At 40.6% G+C, this 24,456-nt stretch carries 23 protein-coding genes, 2 pseudogenes and 3 riboswitches; of the genes and pseudogenes, 18 read left to right on the top strand and 7 right to left on the bottom strand.

What is annotated here, in order from left to right; all coding sequences use genetic code 11:
• The first annotated feature begins 14 nt into the window (after positions 1-14).
• Genes kdpB through QLQ22_RS21980 form a run of 4 tightly spaced genes read left to right on the top strand, consistent with a single transcriptional unit; the run spans position 15 to position 4,396 of the window.
• Entirely contained in the window at positions 15-2,138 is a 2,124-nt protein-coding gene (kdpB, locus tag QLQ22_RS21995; protein WP_423246214.1) for a potassium-transporting ATPase subunit KdpB, read from the top strand.
• Positions 2,139-2,174: 36 nt separating this feature from the next.
• Positions 2,175-2,756: a potassium-transporting ATPase subunit KdpC gene (gene kdpC / locus QLQ22_RS21990; protein WP_223443684.1), complete on the top strand. Its 582-nt coding sequence runs from the start codon at positions 2,175-2,177 to the stop codon at positions 2,754-2,756.
• Between the two features lie 59 nt (positions 2,757-2,815).
• Complete coding sequence (gene kdpDN / locus QLQ22_RS21985) at positions 2,816-3,967, top strand: KdpD-like non-kinase potassium sensor (protein WP_284015556.1); 1,152 nt, start codon at positions 2,816-2,818, stop codon at positions 3,965-3,967.
• 15 nt (positions 3,968-3,982) lie between these two features.
• On the top strand, positions 3,983-4,396 hold the full coding sequence (locus tag QLQ22_RS21980) for a CBS domain-containing protein (protein ID WP_223438071.1): 414 nt from the start codon (positions 3,983-3,985) through the stop codon (positions 4,394-4,396).
• Between the two features lie 30 nt (positions 4,397-4,426).
• Here the strand turns inward: QLQ22_RS21980 and QLQ22_RS21975 are convergent, their stop codons facing one another.
• The gene (locus QLQ22_RS21975) at positions 4,427-5,842 is read right to left on the bottom strand and encodes an amino acid permease (protein ID WP_284015555.1); all 1,416 of its coding nucleotides are present in this window, start codon (positions 5,840-5,842) and stop codon (positions 4,427-4,429) included.
• Between the two features lie 146 nt (positions 5,843-5,988).
• A riboswitch (Lysine riboswitch) is annotated at positions 5,989-6,165 on the bottom strand.
• Between the two features lie 225 nt (positions 6,166-6,390).
• On the opposite strand from QLQ22_RS21975, the gene QLQ22_RS21970 reads away from it, so the two are divergent.
• Together QLQ22_RS21970 and QLQ22_RS21965 are read left to right on the top strand one after the other, a co-directional pair.
• A complete protein-coding gene (locus tag QLQ22_RS21970) occupies positions 6,391-6,567 on the top strand; it encodes a twin-arginine translocase TatA/TatE family subunit (protein WP_223438069.1) in 177 nt (58 codons plus the stop codon).
• A gap of 147 nt (positions 6,568-6,714) precedes the next feature.
• The gene (locus QLQ22_RS21965) at positions 6,715-8,508 is read left to right on the top strand and encodes a M3 family oligoendopeptidase (protein WP_284015554.1); all 1,794 of its coding nucleotides are present in this window, start codon (positions 6,715-6,717) and stop codon (positions 8,506-8,508) included.
• Between the two features lie 92 nt (positions 8,509-8,600).
• Here QLQ22_RS21965 and QLQ22_RS21960 read toward each other — a convergent pair whose 3' ends face one another.
• Positions 8,601-9,335, bottom strand: a complete 735-nt coding sequence (locus QLQ22_RS21960) for an alpha/beta hydrolase (protein WP_284015553.1) — start codon at positions 9,333-9,335, stop codon at positions 8,601-8,603.
• Between the two features lie 118 nt (positions 9,336-9,453).
• Positions 9,454-9,596: riboswitch (cyclic di-AMP (ydaO/yuaA leader) on the top strand.
• Positions 9,597-9,752: 156 nt separating this feature from the next.
• Here QLQ22_RS21960 and QLQ22_RS21955 point away from each other — a divergent pair.
• The 4 genes and pseudogenes from QLQ22_RS21955 (at position 9,753) to QLQ22_RS21945 (ending at position 13,717) form a co-directional block, all read left to right on the top strand.
• The gene (locus QLQ22_RS21955; RefSeq protein WP_223438066.1) at positions 9,753-11,000 is read left to right on the top strand and encodes a dicarboxylate/amino acid:cation symporter; all 1,248 of its coding nucleotides are present in this window, start codon (positions 9,753-9,755) and stop codon (positions 10,998-11,000) included.
• 67 nt (positions 11,001-11,067) lie between these two features.
• Positions 11,068-11,139: pseudogene (locus QLQ22_RS25205) on the top strand (cation transporter); the annotation flags it as partial.
• A gap of 342 nt (positions 11,140-11,481) precedes the next feature.
• Positions 11,482-11,626, top strand: a riboswitch (cyclic di-AMP (ydaO/yuaA leader).
• 99 nt (positions 11,627-11,725) lie between these two features.
• Entirely contained in the window at positions 11,726-12,382 is a 657-nt protein-coding gene (locus tag QLQ22_RS21950; RefSeq protein WP_223438065.1) for a potassium channel family protein, read from the top strand.
• A 27-nt stretch (positions 12,383-12,409) separates the two neighbouring features.
• Positions 12,410-13,717 (top strand): TrkH family potassium uptake protein, encoded by a 1,308-nt coding sequence (locus QLQ22_RS21945; protein WP_284016921.1) that lies wholly within the window; start codon positions 12,410-12,412, stop codon positions 13,715-13,717.
• 33 nt (positions 13,718-13,750) lie between these two features.
• Here the strand turns inward: QLQ22_RS21945 and QLQ22_RS21940 are convergent, their stop codons facing one another.
• Positions 13,751-14,476, bottom strand: coding sequence for a ZIP family metal transporter (locus tag QLQ22_RS21940; RefSeq protein WP_252207372.1), 726 nt, complete (start codon positions 14,474-14,476; stop codon positions 13,751-13,753).
• A gap of 177 nt (positions 14,477-14,653) precedes the next feature.
• Here QLQ22_RS21940 and QLQ22_RS21935 point away from each other — a divergent pair.
• Positions 14,654-16,255 (top strand): annotated as a pseudogene (locus tag QLQ22_RS21935) (acyl-CoA dehydrogenase family protein).
• A gap of 83 nt (positions 16,256-16,338) precedes the next feature.
• On the opposite strand, the gene QLQ22_RS21930 reads toward QLQ22_RS21935, so the two are convergent.
• On the bottom strand, positions 16,339-17,340 hold the full coding sequence (locus QLQ22_RS21930) for an ABC transporter substrate-binding protein (RefSeq protein ID WP_252207371.1): 1,002 nt from the start codon (positions 17,338-17,340) through the stop codon (positions 16,339-16,341).
• 242 nt (positions 17,341-17,582) lie between these two features.
• Here QLQ22_RS21930 and QLQ22_RS21925 point away from each other — a divergent pair, with 242 nt between their 5' ends.
• The 5 genes from QLQ22_RS21925 to QLQ22_RS21905 all read left to right on the top strand — a co-directional run bounded on the left by QLQ22_RS21925 (position 17,583) and on the right by QLQ22_RS21905 (position 21,549).
• Positions 17,583-18,584, top strand: a complete 1,002-nt coding sequence (locus tag QLQ22_RS21925; RefSeq protein ID WP_223438062.1) for a FecCD family ABC transporter permease — start codon at positions 17,583-17,585, stop codon at positions 18,582-18,584.
• On the top strand, positions 18,584-19,639 hold the full coding sequence (locus tag QLQ22_RS21920) for a FecCD family ABC transporter permease (protein ID WP_223438061.1): 1,056 nt from the start codon (positions 18,584-18,586) through the stop codon (positions 19,637-19,639). The genes QLQ22_RS21925 and QLQ22_RS21920 overlap by 1 nt, the downstream gene beginning before the upstream one ends.
• 76 nt (positions 19,640-19,715) lie before the next feature.
• On the top strand, positions 19,716-20,525 hold the full coding sequence (locus QLQ22_RS21915; protein ID WP_223438060.1) for an ABC transporter ATP-binding protein: 810 nt from the start codon (positions 19,716-19,718) through the stop codon (positions 20,523-20,525).
• Between the two features lie 2 nt (positions 20,526-20,527).
• Positions 20,528-21,259, top strand: a complete 732-nt coding sequence (locus QLQ22_RS21910) for an IucA/IucC family C-terminal-domain containing protein (RefSeq protein WP_284015552.1) — start codon at positions 20,528-20,530, stop codon at positions 21,257-21,259.
• A 23-nt stretch (positions 21,260-21,282) separates the two neighbouring features.
• Positions 21,283-21,549 carry a DUF2573 family protein gene (locus QLQ22_RS21905; protein WP_223438058.1) on the top strand — a complete coding sequence of 89 codons (267 nt, stop codon included), beginning with the start codon at positions 21,283-21,285 and terminating at the stop codon, positions 21,547-21,549.
• 195 nt (positions 21,550-21,744) lie between these two features.
• On the opposite strand, the gene QLQ22_RS21900 is transcribed toward QLQ22_RS21905, so the two are convergent.
• On the bottom strand, positions 21,745-21,960 hold the full coding sequence (locus QLQ22_RS21900) for a hypothetical protein (RefSeq protein ID WP_284015551.1): 216 nt from the start codon (positions 21,958-21,960) through the stop codon (positions 21,745-21,747).
• 121 nt (positions 21,961-22,081) lie between these two features.
• On the opposite strand from QLQ22_RS21900, the gene QLQ22_RS21895 reads away from it, so the two are divergent.
• Positions 22,082-22,624, top strand: a complete 543-nt coding sequence (locus tag QLQ22_RS21895) for a GNAT family N-acetyltransferase (RefSeq protein ID WP_223438056.1) — start codon at positions 22,082-22,084, stop codon at positions 22,622-22,624.
• Positions 22,625-22,713: 89 nt separating this feature from the next.
• Positions 22,714-23,430 carry a gamma-glutamyl-gamma-aminobutyrate hydrolase family protein gene (locus tag QLQ22_RS21890; RefSeq protein ID WP_284015550.1) on the top strand — a complete coding sequence of 239 codons (717 nt, stop codon included), beginning with the start codon at positions 22,714-22,716 and terminating at the stop codon, positions 23,428-23,430.
• 285 nt (positions 23,431-23,715) lie between these two features.
• On the opposite strand, the gene QLQ22_RS21885 is transcribed toward QLQ22_RS21890, so the two are convergent.
• Both QLQ22_RS21885 and QLQ22_RS21880 read right to left on the bottom strand, forming a co-directional pair.
• Positions 23,716-24,054: a spore coat protein gene (locus tag QLQ22_RS21885; RefSeq protein WP_223438054.1), complete on the bottom strand. Its 339-nt coding sequence runs from the start codon at positions 24,052-24,054 to the stop codon at positions 23,716-23,718.
• 12 nt (positions 24,055-24,066) lie between these two features.
• On the bottom strand, positions 24,067-24,336 hold the full coding sequence (locus tag QLQ22_RS21880; protein ID WP_223438053.1) for a hypothetical protein: 270 nt from the start codon (positions 24,334-24,336) through the stop codon (positions 24,067-24,069).
• Between the last annotated feature and the right edge of the window lie 120 nt (positions 24,337-24,456).

The raw sequence follows: 24,456 nt of genomic DNA, 5'->3' as shown, positions 1-24,456 counted from the left end.
TTGGAGGATCCAAAATGAGTAAGCCATTTTTAGCAGCAGCAGAAAAATCTGCTGAAAGATATGAACGCAAGGCCCCAGTTAAACAAATCCAGCCTAATGATCAAAAGCCTGCAAACAAAAAGGCGATGGAAAAGGAACTGATCGGAAACGCCATCAAGGCATCCTTTTTCAAATTGGATCCTCGGGTAATGGTGAAAAACCCGATCATGTTCATTGTAGAAATTGGATTTGCCCTTACTTTGCTGCTTGCCTTTATCCCTTCTGCTTTTGGGTCAAGTGAAGTAAATGTCTGGTTTAATTTAACAGTGTCCCTCATCCTTCTGTTTACCGTTTTGTTTGCGAATTTTGCAGAAGCACTTGCAGAAGGGAGAGGAATGGCCCAGGCAAATTCTCTTAAGAATTCAAAAAAGGAAATGACGGCAAACAAATTAAAGCCTAATGGCGAAATTGAAAAAACAGACTCTGCCTCGCTCCGTAAAGGGGATATAGTTGTCGTATCACAAGGTGAGTTTATTCCAGGTGATGGAGAAATCATTTCTGGCCTCGCTTCTGTAGATGAGTCAGCAATTACAGGAGAATCTGCACCTGTGATTAAGGAGGCTGGCGGAGATTTCAACTCCGTTACAGGGGGCACAAAAGTTGTCAGTGACCAGATCAAAGTAAGAATCACGAGTGAGCCTGGTGAATCATTCCTTGATAAGATGATTTCCCTTGTTGAGGGAGCACAGCGTCAAAAAACACCGAATGAAATTGCATTGAACACGGTTTTAACAAGCCTGACGCTCATTTTTATGATCGTGGTTGTCACATTGCCTCTTTTCACAAATTACTTAGGATTTGAGCTTGAGATTCCCGTATTAATTGCCCTGCTTGTGTGCTTAATTCCAACAACCATTGGCGGTCTGCTTTCTGCCATCGGAATAGCAGGGATGGATCGGGTTACACAGTTTAATGTGATTGCGATGTCAGGGAAAGCGGTTGAAGCGGCTGGAGACATTAATACAATTATCTTGGATAAAACCGGAACGATAACTTTTGGAAACCGGATGGCAAGCGAGTTTATTCCGGCAGGAAATCATGCCATGCAGGATTTTGCTCAGTGGACAGCCATCAGCTCGCTTGAAGATGAGACACCAGAAGGAAGATCTGTCCTTGAACTGCTGAAAAAGAAACAGCTTTCCTATCAAACAGATATCGCGATAGGCGGAACGTTTATCGAGTTTAAGGCGGAAACGCGGATGAGCGGAATGGATCTTGCTGATGGAAGTGTTGTCAGAAAAGGAGCAGTAGATGCCGTTAAGAAATGGGTAATCTCCCAAGGGGGAACCATTCCTTCTGATTTAGACAAAAAAACAGATGAAATTTCAAAGGCGGGAGGCACGCCTCTTGCTGTTGCGATGAACGATCAGATTTTTGGTTTGATTTACTTGAAGGATACGGTTAAACCGGGCATGAAAGAGCGCTTTGATAAGCTGCGCAGCATGGGGATCAAAACCGTCATGTGTACAGGAGACAATCCGCTAACAGCAGCAACGATCGCTAAAGAAGCAGGTGTTGATGAATTTATTGCAGAGTGCAAGCCTGAGGATAAAATTGAAGTCATTAAATATGAACAATCACAAGGCAAGCTTGTTGCCATGACTGGAGATGGAACAAATGATGCCCCGGCTCTCGCACAGGCAGATGTAGGCCTTGCCATGAACAGCGGAACAGCAGCTGCCAAGGAAGCAGCCAATATGGTGGATTTAGATTCGAATCCTACGAAAATAATTGAAGTAGTCTCCATCGGCAAACAGCTGCTGATGACGCGAGGAGCTCTGACAACGTTCAGTATTGCCAACGATATCGCGAAATATTTTGCCATTATTCCGGCTATGTTCATGCTTGCCATACCTGAAATGAATGTGCTGAATATCATGAGACTGGACTCGCCGATTTCAGCGGTTCTGTCAGCCTTGATATTCAATGCCATTATCATTCCCGTCTTGATTCCTCTCGCAATGAAAGGTGTCAGCTACAAACCGATGAGTTCGAATGCTTTGCTGAGCAGAAACCTTCTAATTTACGGGCTCGGGGGAGTGCTGGTTCCCTTTATTGGAATCAAAGGAATTGATGTTGTTCTTGCTATGATTTTGTAACGTATATTTTAATAGGAAGAAAAGAGGTATTTTATGATGGAAGAAAAACAATCAATTATGGGTCCGATCATCAGAATGAGTTTATTCTTAATGGTGATTTGCGGCATAATTTACCCAGTGGCTGTGACAGGAATCGCTCAAACCATTTCTCCAGCAAAGGCAAATGGCAGCTTAGTATATGATGAGAATATGAATGTAATAGGCTCTGAGCTTATCGGGCAATCATTCAGCGCGGACAGCTATTTTCATGGCAGAATTTCAAGCATTGAAAATAATGGTGCGGGGTCAGGTTCCAACAACTATGCACCATCTAATGCAGATATGATAAAGCGCACGCTGGATTCGATTGAAGAATGGAAGAAAAACAACCCGGAAACGCCAGTAAGTGAAGTGCCAAATGATCTGCTGACGAATTCAGGCTCGGGGCTTGATCCTCATATCAGCCCGGGTGCCGCATATGCTCAGGTGAAACGTATTTCAAAAGCAACTGGAATTGATCAATCAAAGCTTGAAAACATGATCAAGCAGCATACTCAAGGAAGGGAACTTGGAATGTTTGGTGAAGAGAAGGTAAACGTTCTTCAATTAAATCTGGCTTTAAAAAATATGTTGAACTAACGATGATGCACCTCAGCTTCTATTCAGCTGAGGTCATTCAACTTTTCAGAGGTGATGAAATGAGTGAAAAACACCCTTATTTCAGACGAAAAACCCCGCAGGAGCTTCTTAATGAAATTGCTGAAGAAAAGCGGGGAAAGCTGAAGCTTTATGTCGGTGCAGCACCTGGTGTCGGGAAATCTTATAAAATGCTCCAGGATGCCTATGATTTAAAGCTGGAAGGAATAGATGTTGCAATCGGTCTGATCGAATGCCACGGGAGAAAAGAAACAGAGGAACTGATTAAAGATATTGAAGTGGTTCCTCTGAAAGAGATGAATTATAAAGGAAGTATTTTTAGAGAATTGAATGTAGATGCCATCATACAAAGAATGCCTAAAGTCATTGTGATTGATGAGCTGGCCCATACCAACATTCCGGGCTCAAAAAATAAAAAGAGATATATGGATGTAGAAGAAATTTTAAATGCCGGCATTAATGTGATGTCTGCGGTAAACATCCAGCATCTAGAAAGCGTTCACGACATTGTACAGCAAATAACGGGAGTGGCAGTGAGAGAAAGAGTGCCGGATTTATTTGTTCAGGATGCTCATGAAATTCAGCTCATTGATGTCACTCCTGAAACCCTTCGGAAGCGGCTGGCAGATGGGAAAATATATGCCTCGGAAAAAATTGAGCAAAGCCTTACTCATTTTTTTACAGTAACCAATTTATCATCCCTAAGAGAACTTGCCTTGAGAGAAGTAGCAGATGATGTAGACGAAAAAATAGAGCAGATCAGCGGGAATTTAATGTATGGTCCAATAGGTGTTCATGAAAAAATCCTTGTATGTGTCGGGTATGGGCCAACTGCTGAAAAATTAATCAGAAGAGGATGGCGGATGGCGAACCGGCTAAAAGCTCAGTTGTATATTCTGAATGTAACGAAGAATTCCCCTGAGGCGTTTTCACAGGAAAAACGGGAAAGAACGGAGCAATGGAAAATACTTGCCTCTCAATTTAATGCTGTATTTTTGCTGGAGCAGGAAGGCAGCCGCAAACCCGCTCAGGTCATTATTGATATTGCTAAGCAGTATCACATTACACAAATCCTTCTCGGTCAGTCAGCAAGAACAAGATGGGAAGAAATTAGAAAGGGTTCCATTGTGAATACCATAATGAGAAAGACAGAGAATATTGATATTCACATCGTGTCAGATGGACGATCTTAAAGGAGTTCAGGAGAAATGAATATTGCTTTTTTCCTTATACCCAAAAAGGAAGTTGTTTATTTAAACATTTATGCCACCATGAGGCAGGCGCTTGAACGAATGGAATATCACCGTTATTCAGCCGTTCCGCTGCTTGATGATGAGGGGAAGTACGTAACAACACTTACAGAAGGTGATTTGCTGTGGATGCTGAAAAATACACCTGATTTGCATTTTCATAACACAGAAAAAATCCGATTAACTGATCTTAATTACCATCGAAAGAATGAACCAATATCCATTCATGCTGAAATGGAGAACATTATTACAAGGGCGATGGAACAGAATTTCGTACCTGTTACAGACGATAAGGGAATCTTTATAGGGATAATCAGAAGAAGGGAAATTATTGAATATTGCGCAGCTCAGCTTTTGGGGAAAAAGAATTAAAAAAGGCTGCATTCAACATGCAGCCTTCTATTATATGGTTGAGCCAGTATCTTGTTTTTTCATATATTTCGTCAAAAACGGATAAATCACAAATCCTGCAAAGAAAAGGCCGACTCCAAGTATAAATGTTTTTATATCAGCAGTTCCTGTAACAATCACCCAAACAGAATAAATACAGGCTAGTGAGGCGATGATTCCGTCTTTTACTCTTGACCCTTTAATAAGATCATATGTCTCTCCTTTGGCAATCAGCTTTAAGAAGAAGATAGACGATACAAGGTATGGGAAAAGATAGGCAAGTGTAGCTGATGTTGTTAAGAATGTATAAGCTTCACTGATGGTTCCGGAAATCGTTGAGAAAATAAAGATTTGAGACATTAAATTCGTTATTATCAAAGCATTTTTCGGACTTCCCTTTTTATTTGTTTTAGCAAAGAAAGCAGGGAAAATACCTGATTTTGCAGCCTGGTACGGCACTTCAGATGACAGCAGAATCCATCCGATCGTTGATCCAAACAAAGATACGACAGCCAATAGTGCCATTGCATTTGCACCGGCATCGCCAATAATGACTGAAAGAACATCAACAAAAGGCTTGTCAGATGACTGCAGCTGATCGTGCGGCAGAACGCCCATTGTGATAAGTGTGATAATCATATAGATAAACACAGCAATAATTAGGCCAGTGATGGTCGCTCTTTTTACATCACGCTGAGAAGACGCGCGTCCTGACAGAATGACTGCCGACTCTATTCCTACGAATGCCCATAAAGTCGAGATCGCAGCAAATTGAACTTGATTTGTCAGCCCGTAAGTCACACCAGGCTCTGCTTCCACCGGGAAATAAAATTCTCCAAACGCTGCTGACTCCAGTGCAAATAAACCAGCGATGATGAAAAGCATAAAACCGATTACTTTTGAAGCAGTAGCCACAAAATTCAATTTGCCTGCACCGCTCAAGTTCGTTAAAAGAATGGTATGAGTGCCCCAAAGCAAAATGGTACAAACAATAAATGTAACGGCTCTTCCTAATTGAACATCCTGCGAACCAATTGAAAAAAGAATAGATTCGTCGGACATAATAGGAAAGAATGTAGAAAGGTAGCCTGCGAAGCTTGTGATGATCGCGACATTGCTGATCCAGTTTGCGACCCAATATCCCCACACCATGCTGAATCCGGCGACTTTTCCTCTTTTGGGAGTATCAAATAAAGCTTTAGCATAGCTTTGCGGACCTGCTGTAAGATCAGGTCTGCGGATTGATAAATTTCCGAATACAAGTGCAATCATTAAAACACCTAATCCGGTTACAAGCCAGGCGCTTGTGACGCCAAGCGGACTTGCGGTCTGTGCCAGTGTGCTTGGCAGCATAAAAATTCCGGAGCCCACCATATTTCCTACTACAAAGGCTGTTAAAAGCCAAAATCCCCATTTTTTCTGTTTCACTGCTGAAACCTCCTATAAATAGAACCATAATGTTATGGCTGCATAATTAGTGTGTGTATTTTTTGAAGAAATGGATCATTTTTGACAAACAAAAAGCGCATGGAACAAGTCCATGCGCAAAAATACACAAAAAACTCACTCAAAAATCTCATGATAGCACTCCACAGATTCTCTGTGGCAGTCCAGTACCTATTCGATACAGTCCCAGCAAGAAACAAAGTGGCTGTTTCAAACTTCGGCACCAAGTCCTTTCGAATTTACAGTCAACAGCTCCACTAGCCTCTTGCAATCTACTCTTAATTGGTGCAACCTCTACCTCACCGAGATTATAGTGAGGATTTATAGTAAAAATAATATTTGAATAAAATAAAACTACCAATTCAGCTTCCTTTTGTCAATGGAATTCATGTATTTCTAAATTTTCCCTAAATAATATTGGCCGAATTTCATTTTGCAATTCATGGATAAATCAACTATAATTTACAAAGGCAGCGTTTTCTTTTTACTGATAAATAATCTATTAAATTGAGATGGAAGAAGGGTTCATAGTGAACTTAGGATTCGGCGAAATTATGTTGATCGTTTTTGTTGCATTGCTTCTTTTCGGACCGAAAAAATTGCCTGAATTAGGTAAAGCTGCAGGCAAAACGCTACGAGAGTTTAAGAATGCTACTAAAGGTCTTATGGACGACGATGATGCAAAATCAGATAAACAAATTAAATAAATAAAATTCGTAAAGGCTATGACACTTCGTCATGCCTTTTTCTTTTGTTTTTAGCCGGTTGAATTGTACAAATTTTTCGTTAATTGTTTTATAATGACAAGTGAGGGATTATTTAGTGTCCCGAAATACATAACAGGGGGAATGGCGATGAAAGCTGCTACGTATGCTGAAACGTGGGATTTAGATGTGTTTTTTGAAGGTGGAAGCAAATCTGTTGCCTTTAAAAAGTATTTAGAGGAGCTTGAAGTTGATGTTCCTTCATTTAAGGTGCAGGCAGAGAGCATCAAAGTACCTCAAACAAAAGAAGACAGCATCCTTTTAGGAGAGGTTCTTGAGAAATTTCAGGGTATTGCAAAACGGATGAGACAGGCAGGAGCTTTTGTCGGGTGTCTGCAGGCTCAGGATACAAATGATAAGCATGCCTCCGTGCTCCGGGGGAAGGTTACTCAACTCAGTTCTCAGTTTCAAAATGCTTTGGCAGCCTTTGATCAAAAGCTCGTTCAAGTTGACGATGCGGTTTGGCCTGAGCTTGTAAATGCTGATGCCTTGACTGAATTAAAATTTGCCTTGACCGAGCGCAGGAACAGAGCAAAAAACAAACTGCAGATGGAGCAGGAAACACTGATCAATGCCTTGTCAGTGGACGGCTATCATGCGTGGGGACAGCTTTATGATACTCTCGTCTCCAAAGTGAAAATACCATACAAAGAAGATGACAAAGTACATGAATTGTCTGTAGGCCAGGCAGCCAATAAATTCTCAAGCGCGGACAGATCAGTCAGAAAATCTGTGTTTGAAGAATGGGAAAAGGCGTGGGGAAGCGGTGCAGATTTATTTGCCCATACGCTGAACCATTTATCTGGTTTTAGACTGAATGTATATGAAAAGCGGGGCTGGGACGATGTTCTGAGTGAGCCGCTTGAAATCAACAGAATGAAACGCGAGACCCTTGATGTCATGTGGAAGGTGATTTCTGAGAATAAACAGCCGCTTGTAAGCTATTTAAAAAGAAAAGCAGATTTGCTTGGTGTCGAAAAGCTTAGCTGGTACGATCTCGATGCACCGATTGGCGGGGAAGAAGCGAAGGTCAGCTATCAGGAGGGAGCTGAATTTATCTTAGATCAATTCAGCCACTTTGGAGAAGAACTGACTTCATTTACAAAAAAAGCATTTGAGAACCGCTGGATCGAGGCTGAAGATCGTCCGGGAAAAGCTCCGGGAGGTTTTTGCACAAGTTTTACCGAAAGTGACCAGTCCAGAATCTTCATGACATTCTCCGGCACCCCGTCAAATATCGCAACTCTTGCCCATGAGCTGGGCCATGCCTTCCATCAGCATGCAATGGCGGGAGTGCATCCGCTTAACCGCAATTATGCGATGAATGTAGCTGAAACAGCATCAACATTTGCTGAAATGATTGTTGCAGATGCCTCAGTTAAAAAAGCAAAATCTGATGACGAGCGTTTGGCACTATTAGAAGATAAAGTGCAAAGAAGTGTTGCACTGCTCATGAATATTCACGGCCGCTTCCTATTTGAAACTTCTTTTTATGAGGAACGCAAAAAAGGAATCGTCAGTACGGAAAGAATAAATCAATTAATGGAAGCTGCACAAAAAGAAGCTTATTGTGATGCTTTGGGAGAGTACCATCCTCATTTCTGGGCATCAAAACTGCATTTCTATATTACCGGTGTGCCGTTCTATAATTTCCCATATACGTTTGGCTATTTGTTCTCACTTGGCATATATGCGAAAGCTTTGGAAGAGGGAACTGCGTTTGAAGAGAAATACATTGCTCTTTTAAAAGATACAGGATCCATGCAGGTAGAAGATTTGGCTATGAAACACTTAGGAGTAGACTTAACAAAAGAGGATTTCTGGCAAAAAGCTGTTCAGCTGACTGTGCAAGATGTAGAAGAGTTTTTGGAAGCGACAAAATAAATAAACCGGAAACAGGCATGGTTCTGCTGCCTGTTTCCGTTTTTTTTATGGCTTGTAAATGTAGAAAAAAACGAGAAAATCTCCCTTGCCTTTTACTCAATCCGCTCGATCCAGCTGTTTATTTCTCGAATGACCTGATCTTGTTGAACAAAGACATTGATCTGGGCTTTGTTATCTCCTTTTTGTTCTCCGTAAATGCCAAACTGTGCATGATTGCCGCCGTTAATTTTGTAATAAAAGGTATTGTCAGACAATAGGTGTTTCGTTTCTTTTATTTCATCCAGGGTTGTTAATCCGTCATGTTCTGCATAGATGGTCAGAATCGGAAAATGTGTGTTTGAAAAATCACTGGAATCTGCCGGATAAGCAGCAAGCAGGAAAAGCCCTTTTATATTTTCCTGATGTTCAAACGCGTAAATAGAAGCAGCCGAACCTCCGAGAGAGTGTCCTCCAATGTACCAATTTTCAATCTCGTCTCTATCATTTATAATTTTATCTGCTTTGCTGATGCCTGCAATAGCAAGGTTAAAGGGCATTTTAGGAATTAAGACAGTGAACCCTTTTTGAGTTAACTGCTCTGCAAGATAGGCATATGCTCTCGGATCAACTTTTGCTCCAGGATATAGAATGATGCCATTATTCGTTTTTTGGTTTTCAGGCTGAAACAGCAAATACCCATTTTTATCATTTTGATCCAGTAAATTAGTAGTGTAAAACAGTTCTTCAGCCGGTTTATAGGTGATTTGGGACCAGATATAAAATCCTGCAAAAGAGAGAATCATTCCCCCTGATGCAATCAGAAAAAAATTTTTTATCCACTTTTTCATGGTTAAAACTCCTTAAAGTAAGAACGTTTTTTGCTAAATTTTATGTTCAAATCCAATTAAAGGCAAATTTTTATATTTGCAAAAATTAAATCTTGTATTTAGAATAGTAGTATAACTTAATAAATATACGCTTAATCCTAAAATGGGAACGGGGGAACCAAACTGTGCAGTTGCACTGGGGTGAATCCTTTATGGTCAAAAGGTAGGACACTCTTCGTCCGAATCCGACAGCTAACCTCGTATGCGGTGGAGAGACTCATCTGTGGAAATGTTATAATTATTCAAATTGACGAATAAAACCGCGAGAATTCTCTCGCGGTTTTTTGTATTTTTTAAAAAAACTCCCACATATATGTTTCTCTTTCTCTATTTATTGGGAATTAAACACTATCTATTACTTTTTTACGGAGGTTTTATATGAAACTAGCAACGAAAATCATCATTGGTCTTATTCTGGGGGCAATTGTCGGCCTCATTCTTAATATCACGGCTCCGGATTTATTTAAACAGTTAGACACGTTCCTATTTACCCCGCTTGGAAAAATCTTTTTAAACTTAATCAATATGCTCGTCGTACCAATAGTCTTCTTTTCTATTACTCTGGGAGTTGCTGGGTTAGGAGATCCAAAGAAATTAGGAAGAATAGGTGTTAAAACGGTCACCTACTTTTTAGTAACAACAGCAGTAGCCATTGTTATAGGCTTAATCCTTGCACTGACCATTCAGCCCGGCAATGTAGGTGAATTCGATACAAAGTCCGCTGAATATAAAGCTGAAGAAGCTCCATCTGTTGCAGAAACATTCTTAAATATGATTCCGACGAATCCTGTTAAAGCATTTGCCGATGGTAATATGCTGCAAATTATTATTTTCTCAATTTTTGTTGGCCTTGGCATCACGTTTCTTGGAAAGAAAGCAAATACATTATTTAAGGTAGTTGAGCAAGGCAATGATTTAATGATGTATTTAGTAAATCTAGTGATGAAATTCGCTCCATACGGTACTTTCGGTCTTATTGCTACTGCTGTAGGCAGTCAAGGTTTAGACGCCCTTAAAGCAATGGGACTCTACATGGGAGTTGTAATGCTTGCACTTGTGATTCATGCTATTGTCACCTATGGTTCATCCATTCTTTTTCTGGCAAAGCAAAGCCCGATCTGGTTCTTTAAAAATTTCGCTCCTGCCATGGCAGTAGCTTTCAGTACATCAAGCAGTAATGCGACACTTCCTGTATCTATGGAAACAGCGCAAAAGCGTCTGAAGGTTCCAGAGCCGATCTCAAGTTTCGTTCAGCCGCTCGGCGCAACCATTAATATGGATGGAACGGCCATTATGCAGGGTGTAGCAACAATCTTTATCGCTCAAGTCTACAATATTGATCTTTCTTTCACTCAGTTGCTGACAGTAGTACTTACAGCTGTTCTCGCTTCAATTGGAACAGCCGGTGTACCAGGAGTTGGACTTATCATGCTTGCGATGGTCTTAAACTCTGTAGGCCTTCCCGTAGCAGGCATCGCCTTGATCATCGGTATAGACCGTCTGCTGGATATGGCTCGTACAGCAGTTAATATTACAGGAGATGCGGCATGTGCAGTGATTGTAGCAGAAACAGAAAAGAAACATGGAGACTTTAAATTTCCTGAAATGGAAGAAAAATTGTCATAATGAGAAAGACGGCCTAAAGTGGCCGTCTTTTTTATTAAAGACAATAAGCCCTTGCAGAAGCTGATATGGAGCGGCAACGGCATTCAGTTCGGTTTCCGTTGTTTTGAACACGCTGAGACTGCAAAGAGCCAAACTGTAAACTTCCGGCACAAAGTCCATGTGGGCTTGGTGTTTTTAACTTGCTCATGTGTGATCTGGAAAGATACTGATAGAAATCCGGTTTATGCAGATAAAACTGCAATTTACACTGATAGAACATCAATTTAAATGAATAACGCTTCAATATATGCTGTTAAACCACAACTTCTTCGCATCATATCAGTCTTTCAAAGAATTTAAAATAAACAGATATGCTGAGTAAATAAGACTTGAGAGCGCTTAAACGGTTATATTTGCTCAATTTTAACTAATTTCTGCAATAATTGGCTCTTTACTGTCCAATTCAACAGGAGTAAGATACTTTCATAAATACATTTCAGATATTCTTAATTCGCTTAATCCATTACGGAGCGGGGGACCCAATTTTGCTGGCATCTTTTGCAGCTTGGGGTGAATCCTTTACTGGTAGGGCTACTCTCATTGCCCGAACCCGACAGCTAACTTCGCAAGCGTTCTTGAGAGAGGATAATGAAACTAATGTGATCTTAAAAAATCAGACACAGCGGTTCATGGGACCTCTGTGTCTTTTTGTGTGCAAAAATTAGTATTGAAAGAAGGAAATCCTGTTGAAAAAGCAATTTGCTGTATTTGGACTTGGCCGTTTTGGAGGAAGTCTTGTAAAGGAATTTCATGAGTTGGGGATGGAAGTTTTAGCGGTCGATAAAGATGATGAAAAGGTTCAATATTATTCTCAATATGCGACACTTGCTGTGCAGGCAAATGCAATTGATGAGGCGACACTGAAGCAGCTTGGCGTGCGTAACGTAGATCATGCCTTTGTGTCGTTTGGAGATGATATTGAAGCAAGCATCTTGACATCACTTCTGCTAAAAGAAATGGAGATTCCGCAAGTATGGGCAAAAGCTCAAAATGACTATCATCAGAAGGTTTTAGACAAAATAGGTGTAAACAAAGTCATTCATCCTGAACGTGACATGGCAAAGCGGATTGCCCATCATATTATTTCAGAAAAAATGATTGATTATATTGAGCTTTCAAAGGAATACAGCATGGTAGAGCTGATTGCTTCAGCAAAAATTCACCGTAAAACATTAATTGATTTAGATATTAGGGCAAGATATGGATGTAATATTGTCGGGATTCAGCGGGATGAAGAGATGATTGTTTCGCCTCCTGCCGAAGAATCCATCAAATCAGGTGATATTCTGCTTGTGATTGGACGGAATAAGGACATCAGCCGTTTCGAGGAGGAGGGCATATAGGTGATAAGCTCAAATAAACTGCAAAAAATGATTCGGTTTAATCCATCACAGCTATTGGTTACTATTTTCGCAGTTGGAATTGCAGGAGGATCTGCCTTATTGATGCTGCCTGTTTCAACTCATGAACCGATTAGATGGATTGATGCGTTATTTATTGCTACATCCGCGATGACTGTAACAGGACTTGCACCTGTGGACCCCGGATCAACCTTTACTTATACCGGACAATTTATCATTGCTATGCTGATTCAGCTTGGCGGATTAGGGATCATGTCATTTGGGGTTCTGATTTATATCCTCTTAGGGAGGAAAATTGGCATTAAAGAAAGATTAGTGATGCAAACTGCGCTGAATCAAACCTCCATTGGCGGAGTTATAAATTTAGTAAAGTATTTGTTTTACTTTTCCCTTTCAATTGAATTCATTGCAATGATCTTTTTATCGTTTAGATGGATACCCGAGTATGGGTGGTCTAAAGGTCTTTTCTACAGTTTTTTTCACGCAATTTCTGCATTTAATAATGCGGGTTTCGCTCTTTGGCCGGATAATTTAATGAGGTATGTAGGAGATCCGCTTATAAACCTGGTGCTGTCATCTCTTTTTATAATAGGAGGTATAGGTTTTACAGTGCTTGTTGATGTATGGAGAAAGCGCAGCTTTAAAAAGTTTTCATTGCATACAAAGCTGATGCTTGTCGGTACACTTGTGATAAATGTAACAGCGATGTTTATTATTTTTGTTATTGAATATTCCAATCCTGCTACACTTGGAGACCTTTCTTCGGGAAGTAAGCTATTAGCTTCATATTTCCAGGCGGTAACGCCCAGAACCGCAGGTTTTAATACATTGGATATGGCAAGTCTGGAAGATACAACTCTTTTTCTAATGGTCATCCTTATGTTTATTGGAGCAGGGAGTGCATCAACTGGCGGTGGAATAAAGTTAACTACAGCCATCATCATTCTGCTGGCAACCATTACTTTTTTGCGGGGCAGAGAAGAAATAAGCATTGCGAAACGCTCAATTAACACTAGATATATAGTGAAAGCTCTTGCCATTACAGTGGCAAGTCTGCTATTTGTACTAGTGTCCGTGTTTATCTTAACCTTATCGGAAAATCTTACTTTTATGGAAATTTTATTTGAAGTTGTTTCTGCTTTTGGTACAGTAGGACTGTCAATGTCTGTTACTCCTAAATTATCAGATTTGGGAAAAGAAGTGATCATTTTTATTATGTTCTTAGGGAAAGTTGGGCCATTGACGCTCTTGTTCTCTATTGCTAAACCACAAAAACAAAAAATTAAATATCCTAACGAAGATATATTAACAGGATGAAAAAAAGGCTTCGCATCTGCGAAGCCTTTTTTATTATAGATTTGAGAGGATCAGCGAAGCAAGTACGCCTAAAGAAGCAATCAAACCTACAATCGGACCGCCTTCTTCGAATGCTTCCGGCATCATCGTCGAGGCCACCATTGCAATGATGCCGCCTGCTGCAAAGGCTCCAATAAATGCAATCACTGCAGTGTCGGCATTCTGCAGCAGCGAGAAGCCGAGAAATGAGCTGAGAGAAGAAAGAAGTAAAACGATCAGCCACATGAAAAGGATCTTTTTTTTGGAATAGCCATCTTTACGCAATCCGACAGAGCTTGAAAGACCCTCTGGAAAATTGCTGATAAAAACAGCTGTCACCATTAAGAAGCTGACTGTATTCTCCTGAAGCAGGCTGACGCCGATAATAACCGACTCAGGAATAGCATCAATAACAGTTCCGATAAAAATGGATACTCCTGAGTGATTATCCGGGTTTTGCTTTGAGCGTTTTCTGTCGCTTCCGCCCTTATTTGTAATCAGCAATTCACACACTGTAAATGTCAAAGATCCAAAAATGAATCCGCCCGATGCTGCCAGCAGTCCCCCGTCATCCACTGATTCCCTAAGCAGTTCAAAGGAAGCTGCCCCGATCAGGACACCTGTTCCAAACGACATAATAAAACCTAAAACCTTGCGCGGTATCTCCTTGTAGATGCCAAGCAAAGCACCTAATAAAATAGAGGAACCAGCAAAAGCTCCCCACATCGCAGCCTGCAGCATTCGACTGAGTCCCTCCTAACTTACTATCTACCGTTAGCTTACCAAATATCTAACAAAGAATGCAAAAAGCACATATCGAATAAAGGGAATATTCTGTAAAATAAGTTGTAAGCGATTTAATAAAGAGAGGTGCTGATTTAATTGGATGCTAATTTGCTGTTTAATCTGAAGAAATTTATGGATGCAGAACTTTATGAATATACCGTTCAGAGACTGTCAAAATTTCAAAAGCTTTGTTTTGAAGAAATTGATCAGCGTGCAGCGCATACGGATAGAGAGGGACAGCCAAAGCTTATCCGCTATGATAAATTTGGAAATGATGTCTCGGAAGTCTGGCTGAACGAGGGGTATAAAAAAACAATTCAAGACACCTATCAAACAGGGATTGTCGGCTATCTGCATAAAAACATTCCTGAATTGAACAGAAAGGCAGACTATCACTATTCATATGCTTAAGGATATCTTCTGTCTCAGGTTGAATCAGGGTTTTATTGTCCAGTCACCCTTACGATGGCAGCTGCCTATTTAATTGACGAATATGCAGATGAGGAATTGAAGGCGAAATATTTACCTCATGCCATCTCAACAGGTGATGTTGAGCTTTATGAAGGAGCTACTTTTTTAACGGAAAGACAGGGCGGATCAGATGTGGGTGCAAATGAAACTAAAGCCGTAAAAGCTGACATGGGGTATCATCTTTATGGTGAAAAATATTTTGCGAGCAATGCGGGTGCATGCAAAATAGCAGCAGTTCTTGCCAGGATGGAGGGAGCGCCTGCTGGAACAAAGGGATTGTCTCTTTTCTTAGTTCCCTGGAAAAAGGACGATGGAACTTCAAATCAAATTCATATCAGACGTCTCAAAGATAAATTGGGGGTAAGAGCAGTTCCATCGGCTGAGGTCGAATTAAATGGGGCGGAAGCATTCTTGATCGGTGATCCATCCAGAGGGTTTTACTACATGATGGAGGCACTTAATCTTTCGAGAATCTCGAATGCCATCACATCTGCCGGAATAATGAGAAGAGCTTATATTGAAGCAAAAGGCTATGCAGAGCAGCGGATAGCTTTTGGCAAAAAGCTGACGGAATCTTCGATGATTCAGGAAACGCTGTGTAAAATGGCTGTGCGGCAGGAAGTTCAGACCAGTGCATGCTTTGAACTAATTCAGCTTTTTGACAAGGTAATGAGAGAAAAGACTTCCACAGATGAAGAAAAAATGCTGACCCATCTTTTCATTGCGTTATTAAAAGCAAAGACGGCAGAAGAGGCAATTGCATTTTCGCATGAGGCAATCGAAATGCATGGCGGAAATGGATATATTGAAGATTTTGTAACGCCAAGACTGCTGCGGGATTCTCAAGTACTGACAGTATGGGAGGGTACGGCAAATATACTTGGTTTAGAAGTATTGCGTCTCATTAAAAAGCATGCTGTTCATCTTTTGTTTCTCTCATGGATTAGAAAGAATTCGGCCGGCAGCACAGCCATTCATAATGGGATAAGGGATCTTGAAGATCTGCTGGCTTTTCTGGAAAATCAGAAAGAAGCTGGATGGAAGTTTCATGCGAAAAAATTATCCGCTTTAATGTGCGATCTGCTGTTAAGCACCGTTGCGCTGAAAGATGCAAAATCAGGAGATCAGCGGAAACAGGCAATTGCAGATATATGGCTTGAAGACTGCTGGAACAAATCCTATAAGGATGAAAAAATGCTGGCCATAAAATATTATGATTTAATTGTTGAATCTAAGGGATCTGTTAAGAATGCATATATATAGAAGAAAACGAAAAAAGTCTTCCGGATGGAAGACTTTTTTCGTTTAAAAGGGTTAAGCATATATGAATTGGTTGGGAGACAAAATTATTTCTCGAGAACGATTTTCTCAAGTTCATCGAGCATTAAGTTAGCAGCTTTTACACCGCCTGCAGTGTTCCAAATCGCATCATCAACTTGGTAGGCTTTGCCAGCCTTTACTGCATCAAGGTTTTTCCAAAGCGGATCATTTGTAAATTCTTCTGCCTGTTTTTCAGCATCAGCTTTTGTTTCAGCAGGAGCATAAGTGAAGTAGAATAAATAATCTCCATCCATTTCAGGAATTAGTTCTTTTGTTACTTCGCGAACAAATAAATCATCCGGATTGTCTGAAAATAACTTTTCAAGGTTTGCTGGACGTGCGAATCCTAACTCTTCAAGAATGACACCAGAGAATGTATCTTTATAATAAATGCGTGTTGTTCCAGCCATGAAGCGAACGACTGAAATTTCCTGATCTAGTTTATCACCGGCTTTTGCTTTGATATCAGCAATGCGGGCATCATAGTCAGCAAGCACTTTTTTGCCTTCTTCTTCACGGTTTAATGCTTTAGCGTAGAAGCTGAAGTTTTCTTTCCAGTCGCCTCTAAGTGTTTCAGCATAAACAGTTGGAGCGATTTTGCTTAATTTTTCATATTGGTCTTCCTGACGCATTTTGTTTCCGATAATTAAATCAGGTTTTAATGCAGCGATTGCTTCTACATTAAGGGCACTTTCATCCCCAACAACTTCAACGTCTGTCATTTCATCTGAAATGTGATCATACCAAGGATCGCCTAACCAGGATTTAACAGCACCAACAGGTTTAACACCCATTGCAAGCAAAGCTTCTGTTCCTTCATTTGTCAAAATGACTACTTTTTCAGGTTTTTTAGGCACTTCAGTTGTTCCCATTGCATGTTCAACAGTATATGATTCGCTTTCTTTATCTTTGCTGCCAGTATCACCAGCTGTTTTATCTTTCTCGTTGTTTCCGCATGCTGCTAGAAGTACTGCTGATAAAACGATTGCAATAAGTGACAGCCATGCTTTTTGATATGTAGCTTGCATTTGTTGTTACCCCCATATTTTTGTTTGATAATGATTTTCATTTACAAGTTAAATATTAATTTTTTTACTATCAGTTGTCAATATTTAATTGAAAATGATTTTCATTTGCGGATAAAATATTAATTTTTCTGATTTTGATTGCCAATATTTAATTGAAAATGATTTTCAAATTCAATTGACTTTGTTACAATAGCTTTAGAAAAATATTAAGAAGTGATGGTTTCACATCAAGAGGTATAAATATGTTATTACAGACTAATTTAGTGAAAATAGCTGGACTTATCACTGGTTTTATTTTGCTTTTAGTGAGTATTTGTGCAAGTGTCGTGCTTGGCTATACACAAACCTCGTGGGAAACAGCCATTAATGCGCTTACAAATTTCGATGGTTCTAACGAACATTTAATTATTCAGACAGTAAGGCTTCCTAGAGCAGCAACAGCTGTTGTGGTTGGAGCAAGCCTTGCAGTTGCAGGGGCACTGATGCAGGCTCTTACTAAAAATCCGCTGGCATCTCCGGGCGTATTCGGGATTAATGCCGGAGCGGGATTCTTTGTTGTGATTGCCGTATCCATATTTGGCGTCAGCTCTTTGCAGGCCTTCACTTGGATTTCCTTTTTAGGAGCGGCAGCAGCTGCTTTCACTGTTTATTTTGCAGGTTCTTTTGGGAGAGAAGGATTAACACCAATGAAGCTTACATTGGCCGGAGCAGCGATGGCTGCTTTGTTTTCCTCTCTGACGCAAGGATTTCTTGTAAGTAACGAAGCTGCATTGGATCAAGTATTATTTTGGCTTGCCGGATCTGTTCAGGGAAGGAAGCTAGAGCTTCTCTATAGTGTGCTTCCTTATATAGGAATTGCTTTTGTTATCTGTGTCTTTCTTGCATCCAAGATCAACCTGCTGATGATGGGTGAAGATGTCGCAAAGGGGCTCGGCCAGAAAACAGGCATCGTCAAATTAATGACGGCTGCCGTTATTATTCTGCTTGCAGGAGGCGCAGTTGCGATTGCAGGTCCTGTTGGATTTGTAGGGATTGTCATTCCGCATATTGCCCGTTTCTTTGTCGGGAATGATCACCGCTGGATTCTTCCTTATTGTGCCGTACTCGGAGGAGTGCTGTTAGTGACGGCTGACATTGGGGCCAGGTTCGTCGCGATGCCTGAAGAAGTGCCGGTAGGAGTGATGACGGCTCTTGTCGGAACACCATTTTTCATCTACATCGCGCGCAGGGGGTTCCAGAAATAATGAAAAGCTATCATTCTTTTAGAATAGGAAAAGGATTTATTTCTTTCCTTATTGATAAAAAAGCCTTAACGGTCTTCTGTGTTTTGCTCCTTGTCACTGCGTTTACCTTTCTTTTCAGTACAGGTATGGGTGATTTGAGAATCGGCCCGATTCAGGTGCTTAAAACACTTGCTGGATACGGGACAGAGATGGATGAGCTTGTCATTCAATCCTTTCGTTTGCCGAGAATCCTGATTGCTCTAATGGTCGGAATATCACTTGCTGTTGCAGGCGGCATTCTTCAGGGAATCATCCGCAACCCGCTTGCATCTCCCGATATAATCGGTATCACCGGCGGCGCTTCCGTTGCTGTTGTGATGTTTTTAGCGATATTCAGTGATAAAAATAATACATTGACTGTTCCGATACAGTGGATGCCAGTTGCAGCTTTTATAGGAGCGACAGTGATTGCCCTATTAGTTTATATTTTGTCATGGAGAGGCGGTTCTTCTTCAATAAGACTCGTTTTGGTCGGTATTGGACTTTCAATGCTTGCTCAGTCTCTTACGACGTTATTAATGATAAAAGGGCCGATCTACCGCGCGGCGCAGGCAAATATTTGGATTACAGGAACTGTTTATTCAGCAACTTGGGATCAAGTAAAGATTATGGTGCCGATTACAATCGTTTTAGTCATCATCAGCTTTATTTTTGTTAGAAACGTCAACATTCAGGAATTAGGGGATGAGCTTGCAGCTGGCGTAGGAAGCGCTGTACAGCACAATCGATTTATTCTGCTGCTGATTGCAACTGCATTAACAGGGAGTGCTGTTGCATTTGCGGGTGGAATCGGGTTTGTAGGCCTCATTGCCCCGCATATCGCAAGAAGACTCGTAGGGTCATCTTTCGGTGCTTTGCTTCCTGTATCGGCATTGCTCGGAGCGGTGCTCGTTATGGTTGCAGATTTGATTGGAAGAACTCTTTTTGCTCCTCTTGAAATTCCTGCAGGTGTATTCACTGCAGCGATCGGGGCACCTTATTTCATCTACCTGCTTTATAGAAGCAGAAATAATTAGGCTGTTTCCGCAGCACCAGAAATTCATCCCGCAGCCATTAATCAATCCTTATTTGAAAAGGAGCTGGATAGTAAAAATGACAGCTATTAAAACAAAGGCGCTAACATTGTCGTATGGAGAAACAACCATTATTAATGAGCTCGATTTAGAGATCCCAAAAGGCGAAATCACTGTATTCATCGGCAGCAACGGCTGCGGAAAATCAACGCTTCTGCGTTCAATAGCACGGCTTTTAAAGCCTGAAAAAGGTGCAGTTCTTTTAGAAGGAGAAGCCATTGCGAAGCTTCCCACAAAGGAAGTGGCAAAGAAACTTGCCATTTTGCCTCAAGGACCTGCTGCACCGGAAGGCCTGACGGTTCTTCAGCTCGTCAAGCAAGGCCGTTATCCTTATCAAAATTGGCTCAAACAATGGACGGAAAAAGATGAGAAGGCAGTTATGAGCGCTTTAGATGCTACAGGAATGCTGGAATTTGCTGAAAGACCGGTTGATTCCCTGTCAGGCGGACAGCGTCAGCGTGCCTGGATTGCCATGACTCTTGCTCAGGATACGGATATTATTTTACTTGATGAACCGACGACATATTTAGATATGACTCATCAAATCGAAATTCTGGATCTCTTATTTGAGCTGAATGAAAAAGAACAGCGTACGATTGTTATGGTTCTGCATGACCTTAATTTAGCCTGCCGGTATGCTCACCATATTGTTGCTATTAAGGATAAGCAAATCTATGCGGAAGGCAGACCGGAACATGTCATTAATTGCAATTTGGTGAAGGATGTTTTTCAAATGAACTGCGAAGTTACAATGGATCCGCTGTTTGGAACTCCTCTGTGCATTCCGCATGGAAGAGGCCGCTGCATTATTAAAGAGGCGGCAATTTAATCATGAACCATTTTTCAAAAGAAGAGCTCGGGCATTTATCGAGATTCAGGCTGAGTTTAGAACGAAGTGAATCAGCCTTATCGATAGAAGCGGCAAACTTGCTGGATCCTGATTTTCTTTCAAGGTACTTAATTGAGATCCAGCCAAAAATTCATTCAGACAGATTGAATGTTACAGGATCTATGCTTGTTAAACGATACGCCTTTCTTGCAGCGATGGTTCTTTTTTCCATGACTGTTTTTGGGAAAAAAATGAATACTGACCCTCTAAATTTAACACTTGAGACAGATGATAAGGATCCTTTATGGCTCCCTTCTTTTTACTTTCACTCTTTGGAGTGTGTTTCTGCTGGAGAAAGCAGAGATGCGTGGAGAGATGAAATACTGAAAGATTTATTTCGGAATCACTTAAGTAAAATTGTGAACATCGTGTCAGTGAAAGCAAGAATATCTAAACTGATCCTTTGGGAGAATATCGTCCTTTATGTTGTCTGGATGTATAACACGCTGCTTGCAAACATTCCTGAGTATGTTACGATAGAGCAAATACAAGCGGATTATGTGTATGTAGTGAAAGAAGCAGACGGAGAACTTTTCGGAGAAGGAATGAAAAACCCTTTCTTGCCTTTCTATAGAGAACAGGGACAAGTAACGAGACAAACATGCTGTCTTTACTATCTGACTTCTGAGAAAAGAGATCGCTGCAGTACCTGTCCGAAGCATTGTTTAACATAATGGATGATTAGGAGGAGATCTTGTTGCAGGAAGATCTTAAAGAACCGCTGAATGGCCTGATTGAAAAATACACAGAATTGCTTCTTGGAGAGTCAACGCCTGAACTTCAGGAAAAAGTGAAAAGCTGGTTGATTTATACACACATTGCCAAGTCCATGCCGCCGCTTGCGAAGCATTGGAATGAAACGTATCCGGCAGAGAAAGAAAAGATCAAACAGCTTATTTCTGAAATTAAGCAGCTGAATGAACAGCATCGAGCAAAATTAAAGACAAATAATAAAGAATCATAAATCTCAGAGAACGAATGAAGGCTCTGGGATTTTTTACTTTTGATCGTCCAAAACTCTTTTGATGATTTAATTAATAAGAAAGTATTTTTTTGCTTCGATGTCTGGATCCATATACCCACTCCTCAGCCATATCAAATCCGCCCAAAAAACCAAATCCGGACCTTTTCTGCCAGGTGATAATCTGCCATGCCTGAGCTAAGCTGGCGTTTGCGCTTTTCTTGTAAAGAAATAATAAATAGGCACACATAAGAAAAAGGGTATAATGGATCCTGAAACCGCTTTAATAGATCCATCCTGATAAGTGACTGTGTGTTCCCACTTCAGCCAAACAATTTCAAATGCATAGCCGGCCGCATATAAAATACCTACAGAAAACAGATAGATTAGCAAAGATGCTGCATAATATTTCATAGAAAATCAACTCCAAAATTTTCCTTTATTTTAATTATACGGTATATCTTGAAAGAGGGAAAGAGCTGCAAAATCTTTTATCAGTGAATAAATTCTTGCAAAAATGGGGGACTAACAAGTTATGTGTCAGTCAAAAGCAATGATCCGTCCAATTGAAACGAAGGATCTTATTCATTTATGGAAGATCAAGTATAAAGACGAACATCCTGAGTGGAAGAAGTGGGATGCACCTTATTTTGAACATAAGAATCTTACTCTGACAGATTTCCTTTCACAAAAAGACAGTATCGTAAATCAAGAAGATTACTGGGCGATCGTTGCCGGTGAAAAAATTATAGGGACAGTAAGCTATTATTGGGAGCACGAGCCTTCACTATGGCTTGAAATGGGGATAGGCATTTATGATCCTTCTTATTGGAACGATGGACATGGAACGACAGCCTTCCGATTATGGATAAATCACCTGTTTGAGACATTGCCCATTGTAAGAGTCGGCTACACTACATGGTCTGGAAATATAAGAATGATTAAAGTGGGAGAAAAGCTCGGCATGACAATAGAGGGACGCATGAGAAAATGCAGAGTGGTTAATGGAGAATACTACGATTCCATTAGAATCGGTTTATTGCGGGAAGAGTGGGAAGAACGATCTTTAATAAGGTAAATTTTATAAAATGATAATAAGAGGATTCGACCTGGGATCGGATGGGGTATAGATAGAAGAAGAGTAATTCCCAGGGAGAGTGAACATAAATGGATGATTCAAAACCAGTTATCGGCATATCAAGCTCAGTAGTAGATCACGGAGATATACCGAGCGTGCATGTGCATCAAAAATATATCAGTTCTGTCATTCAGGCTGGAGGCATTCCCGTCGTGATTCCTCTTGTAGATGATGAAATGGCAAAGGTTATTGTGTCAATATGCGATGGCTTCATCTTAAGCGGCGGGGAGGATGTGGACCCTCATTCTTACGGAGAAGACCCAGACCCGAAACTAAGAAAAACAAATGGCAAGCGGGATGAAATGGAAATAGCCGTCGTGAAATATGCGAAAGAAAAGAAAAAGCCCGTATTTGGAATCTGCAGGGGCATTGCTATGCTTAACGCAGCTCTTGGAGGAACGGTCATCCAGGATATCGAAAGCAATTACGAAAATCCGATTAAGCATTATCAAACAGCTGACCGCCCAAATCCAACTCATGAAATCACGATTGAGAAAGCCAGCAAACTGCAGAATATTTTTGGAACAGAAACAGTCCGTGTGAACAGTATGCATCATCAGGCAGTCGGAAAGCTTGCAGATGGACTAACGGCAACAGCCAAGGCTTCTGATGGAATTATAGAAGGAATTGAAGGAACCGATAATGAGTGGTATGTGCTTGCTGTTCAATGGCATCCTGAAGAAATGGCTGCCCAGGATGAGGCGATGCATAATCTGTTTAAAACATTTGTGGATAAATGCAAATAAAAATGAAAGCGGCATAATGCTGTTTTCATTTTTTTTTTGAGTTTGAATGAAATTTCAAACTAGCCGAATCCTGTTTAGGGTGAAGTTCACAATTGTACGGAATTATTTGTAAAAGTCTTGGAATAATCTTAGAAAGTCTCGGAATTAAATATAAAAGTGCGGGAATTAATACGAAAAGTCTAGGAATAAAGGTTAAAGGCATCTCTTCGGTCAGAAAGGATCCGCCAGGAAAGGAAAAAAAAGCCTTTTCTGTCGGATCCCCTATCTGTAGGTATTCGATTTTCGCTATTGAAGATAAGGTGATTGCTGCTGCAGATAATCAGCAAACTGCTGATAAGATTGCTGAAGCTTTTGGCTGTCTGCGGCTTCAAGCTTGTACCAGCCGTTTTGATACATCACATTATATAATTCTCTTTGGCAATTTTGAGTCTCGTTGTAGATTCCCTGAATATCCTGATAAAGAGAATCATGGCTCATCTCATTTAGGGCTGTGCTATAAGAATTTGTCAAATATTTTTCGGTAGCCAGCAGTTCATTAACAAAGTCGCGGTCATTCATTTGAGGGGTTTTAGGTACTTGTGTTTCAGGGTTGCCGATTTTGTTCTGGTTCTGATTATTATTCATCCTGCACCTCTCCTACTGAAGCTGAATTCCGTATGCTTCCTGATTTGGATTTAAATGAGTTAAAATTTTAGAATAATGCTGTTCATGCATTTTTCCAACTTTCTCAAGCTCGGTTTTTAATTTCTGATCACTGCATTGCGATGCAAAGAAGTGCGCTTTTTTCATGGCAAGCAGGTTCCACGAAAGCATATCTGTTAAATAAAGGTGATCTTTTGTTGTAATAACAGACGGCGGCTGCTGCATCATTCCTTGCTGTGTGCCTGTATTCTGCTGTTGTTGCATAGTTATAACCTCCTTCAAACATTTTCTTCCTTATCGTTCCTCAGCCATAAAATTCTATACGGAATTTTAGTGACGAGTATCAGCAAATGAGCTCAAAATATATTCAAACTATTATAAAAA

The organism is Metabacillus hrfriensis, from assembly GCF_030127205.1.
Classification (GTDB): domain Bacteria; phylum Bacillota; class Bacilli; order Bacillales; family Bacillaceae; genus Bacillus_P; species Bacillus_P dongyingensis.
The sequence above is the reverse complement of the archived record's forward strand: the minus strand, read 5'-3'. Positions and strand labels throughout refer to the sequence as shown.

Coding starts and splice junctions, on each gene's coding strand:
- kdpB (WP_423246214.1), top strand. CDS start 15: ATGAGTAAGCCATTTTTAGCAGCAGCAGAAAAATCTGCTGAAAGATAT.
- kdpC (WP_223443684.1), top strand. CDS start 2,175: ATGGAAGAAAAACAATCAATTATGGGTCCGATCATCAGAATGAGTTTA.
- kdpDN (WP_284015556.1), top strand. CDS start 2,816: ATGAGTGAAAAACACCCTTATTTCAGACGAAAAACCCCGCAGGAGCTT.
- QLQ22_RS21980 (WP_223438071.1), top strand. CDS start 3,983: ATGAATATTGCTTTTTTCCTTATACCCAAAAAGGAAGTTGTTTATTTA.
- QLQ22_RS21965 (WP_284015554.1), top strand. CDS start 6,715: ATGAAAGCTGCTACGTATGCTGAAACGTGGGATTTAGATGTGTTTTTT.
- QLQ22_RS21960 (WP_284015553.1), bottom strand. CDS start 9,335: ATGAAAAAGTGGATAAAAAATTTTTTTCTGATTGCATCAGGGGGAATG.
- QLQ22_RS21955 (WP_223438066.1), top strand. CDS start 9,753: ATGAAACTAGCAACGAAAATCATCATTGGTCTTATTCTGGGGGCAATT.
- QLQ22_RS21945 (WP_284016921.1), top strand. CDS start 12,410: ATGATTCGGTTTAATCCATCACAGCTATTGGTTACTATTTTCGCAGTT.
- QLQ22_RS21940 (WP_252207372.1), bottom strand. CDS start 14,476: ATGCTGCAGGCTGCGATGTGGGGAGCTTTTGCTGGTTCCTCTATTTTA.
- QLQ22_RS21930 (WP_252207371.1), bottom strand. CDS start 17,340: ATGCAAGCTACATATCAAAAAGCATGGCTGTCACTTATTGCAATCGTT.
- QLQ22_RS21925 (WP_223438062.1), top strand. CDS start 17,583: ATGTTATTACAGACTAATTTAGTGAAAATAGCTGGACTTATCACTGGT.
- QLQ22_RS21920 (WP_223438061.1), top strand. CDS start 18,584: ATGAAAAGCTATCATTCTTTTAGAATAGGAAAAGGATTTATTTCTTTC.
- QLQ22_RS21915 (WP_223438060.1), top strand. CDS start 19,716: ATGACAGCTATTAAAACAAAGGCGCTAACATTGTCGTATGGAGAAACA.
- QLQ22_RS21910 (WP_284015552.1), top strand. CDS start 20,528: ATGAACCATTTTTCAAAAGAAGAGCTCGGGCATTTATCGAGATTCAGG.
- QLQ22_RS21900 (WP_284015551.1), bottom strand. CDS start 21,960: ATGAAATATTATGCAGCATCTTTGCTAATCTATCTGTTTTCTGTAGGT.
- QLQ22_RS21895 (WP_223438056.1), top strand. CDS start 22,082: ATGTGTCAGTCAAAAGCAATGATCCGTCCAATTGAAACGAAGGATCTT.
- QLQ22_RS21890 (WP_284015550.1), top strand. CDS start 22,714: ATGGATGATTCAAAACCAGTTATCGGCATATCAAGCTCAGTAGTAGAT.
- QLQ22_RS21885 (WP_223438054.1), bottom strand. CDS start 24,054: ATGAATAATAATCAGAACCAGAACAAAATCGGCAACCCTGAAACACAA.
- QLQ22_RS21880 (WP_223438053.1), bottom strand. CDS start 24,336: ATGCAACAACAGCAGAATACAGGCACACAGCAAGGAATGATGCAGCAG.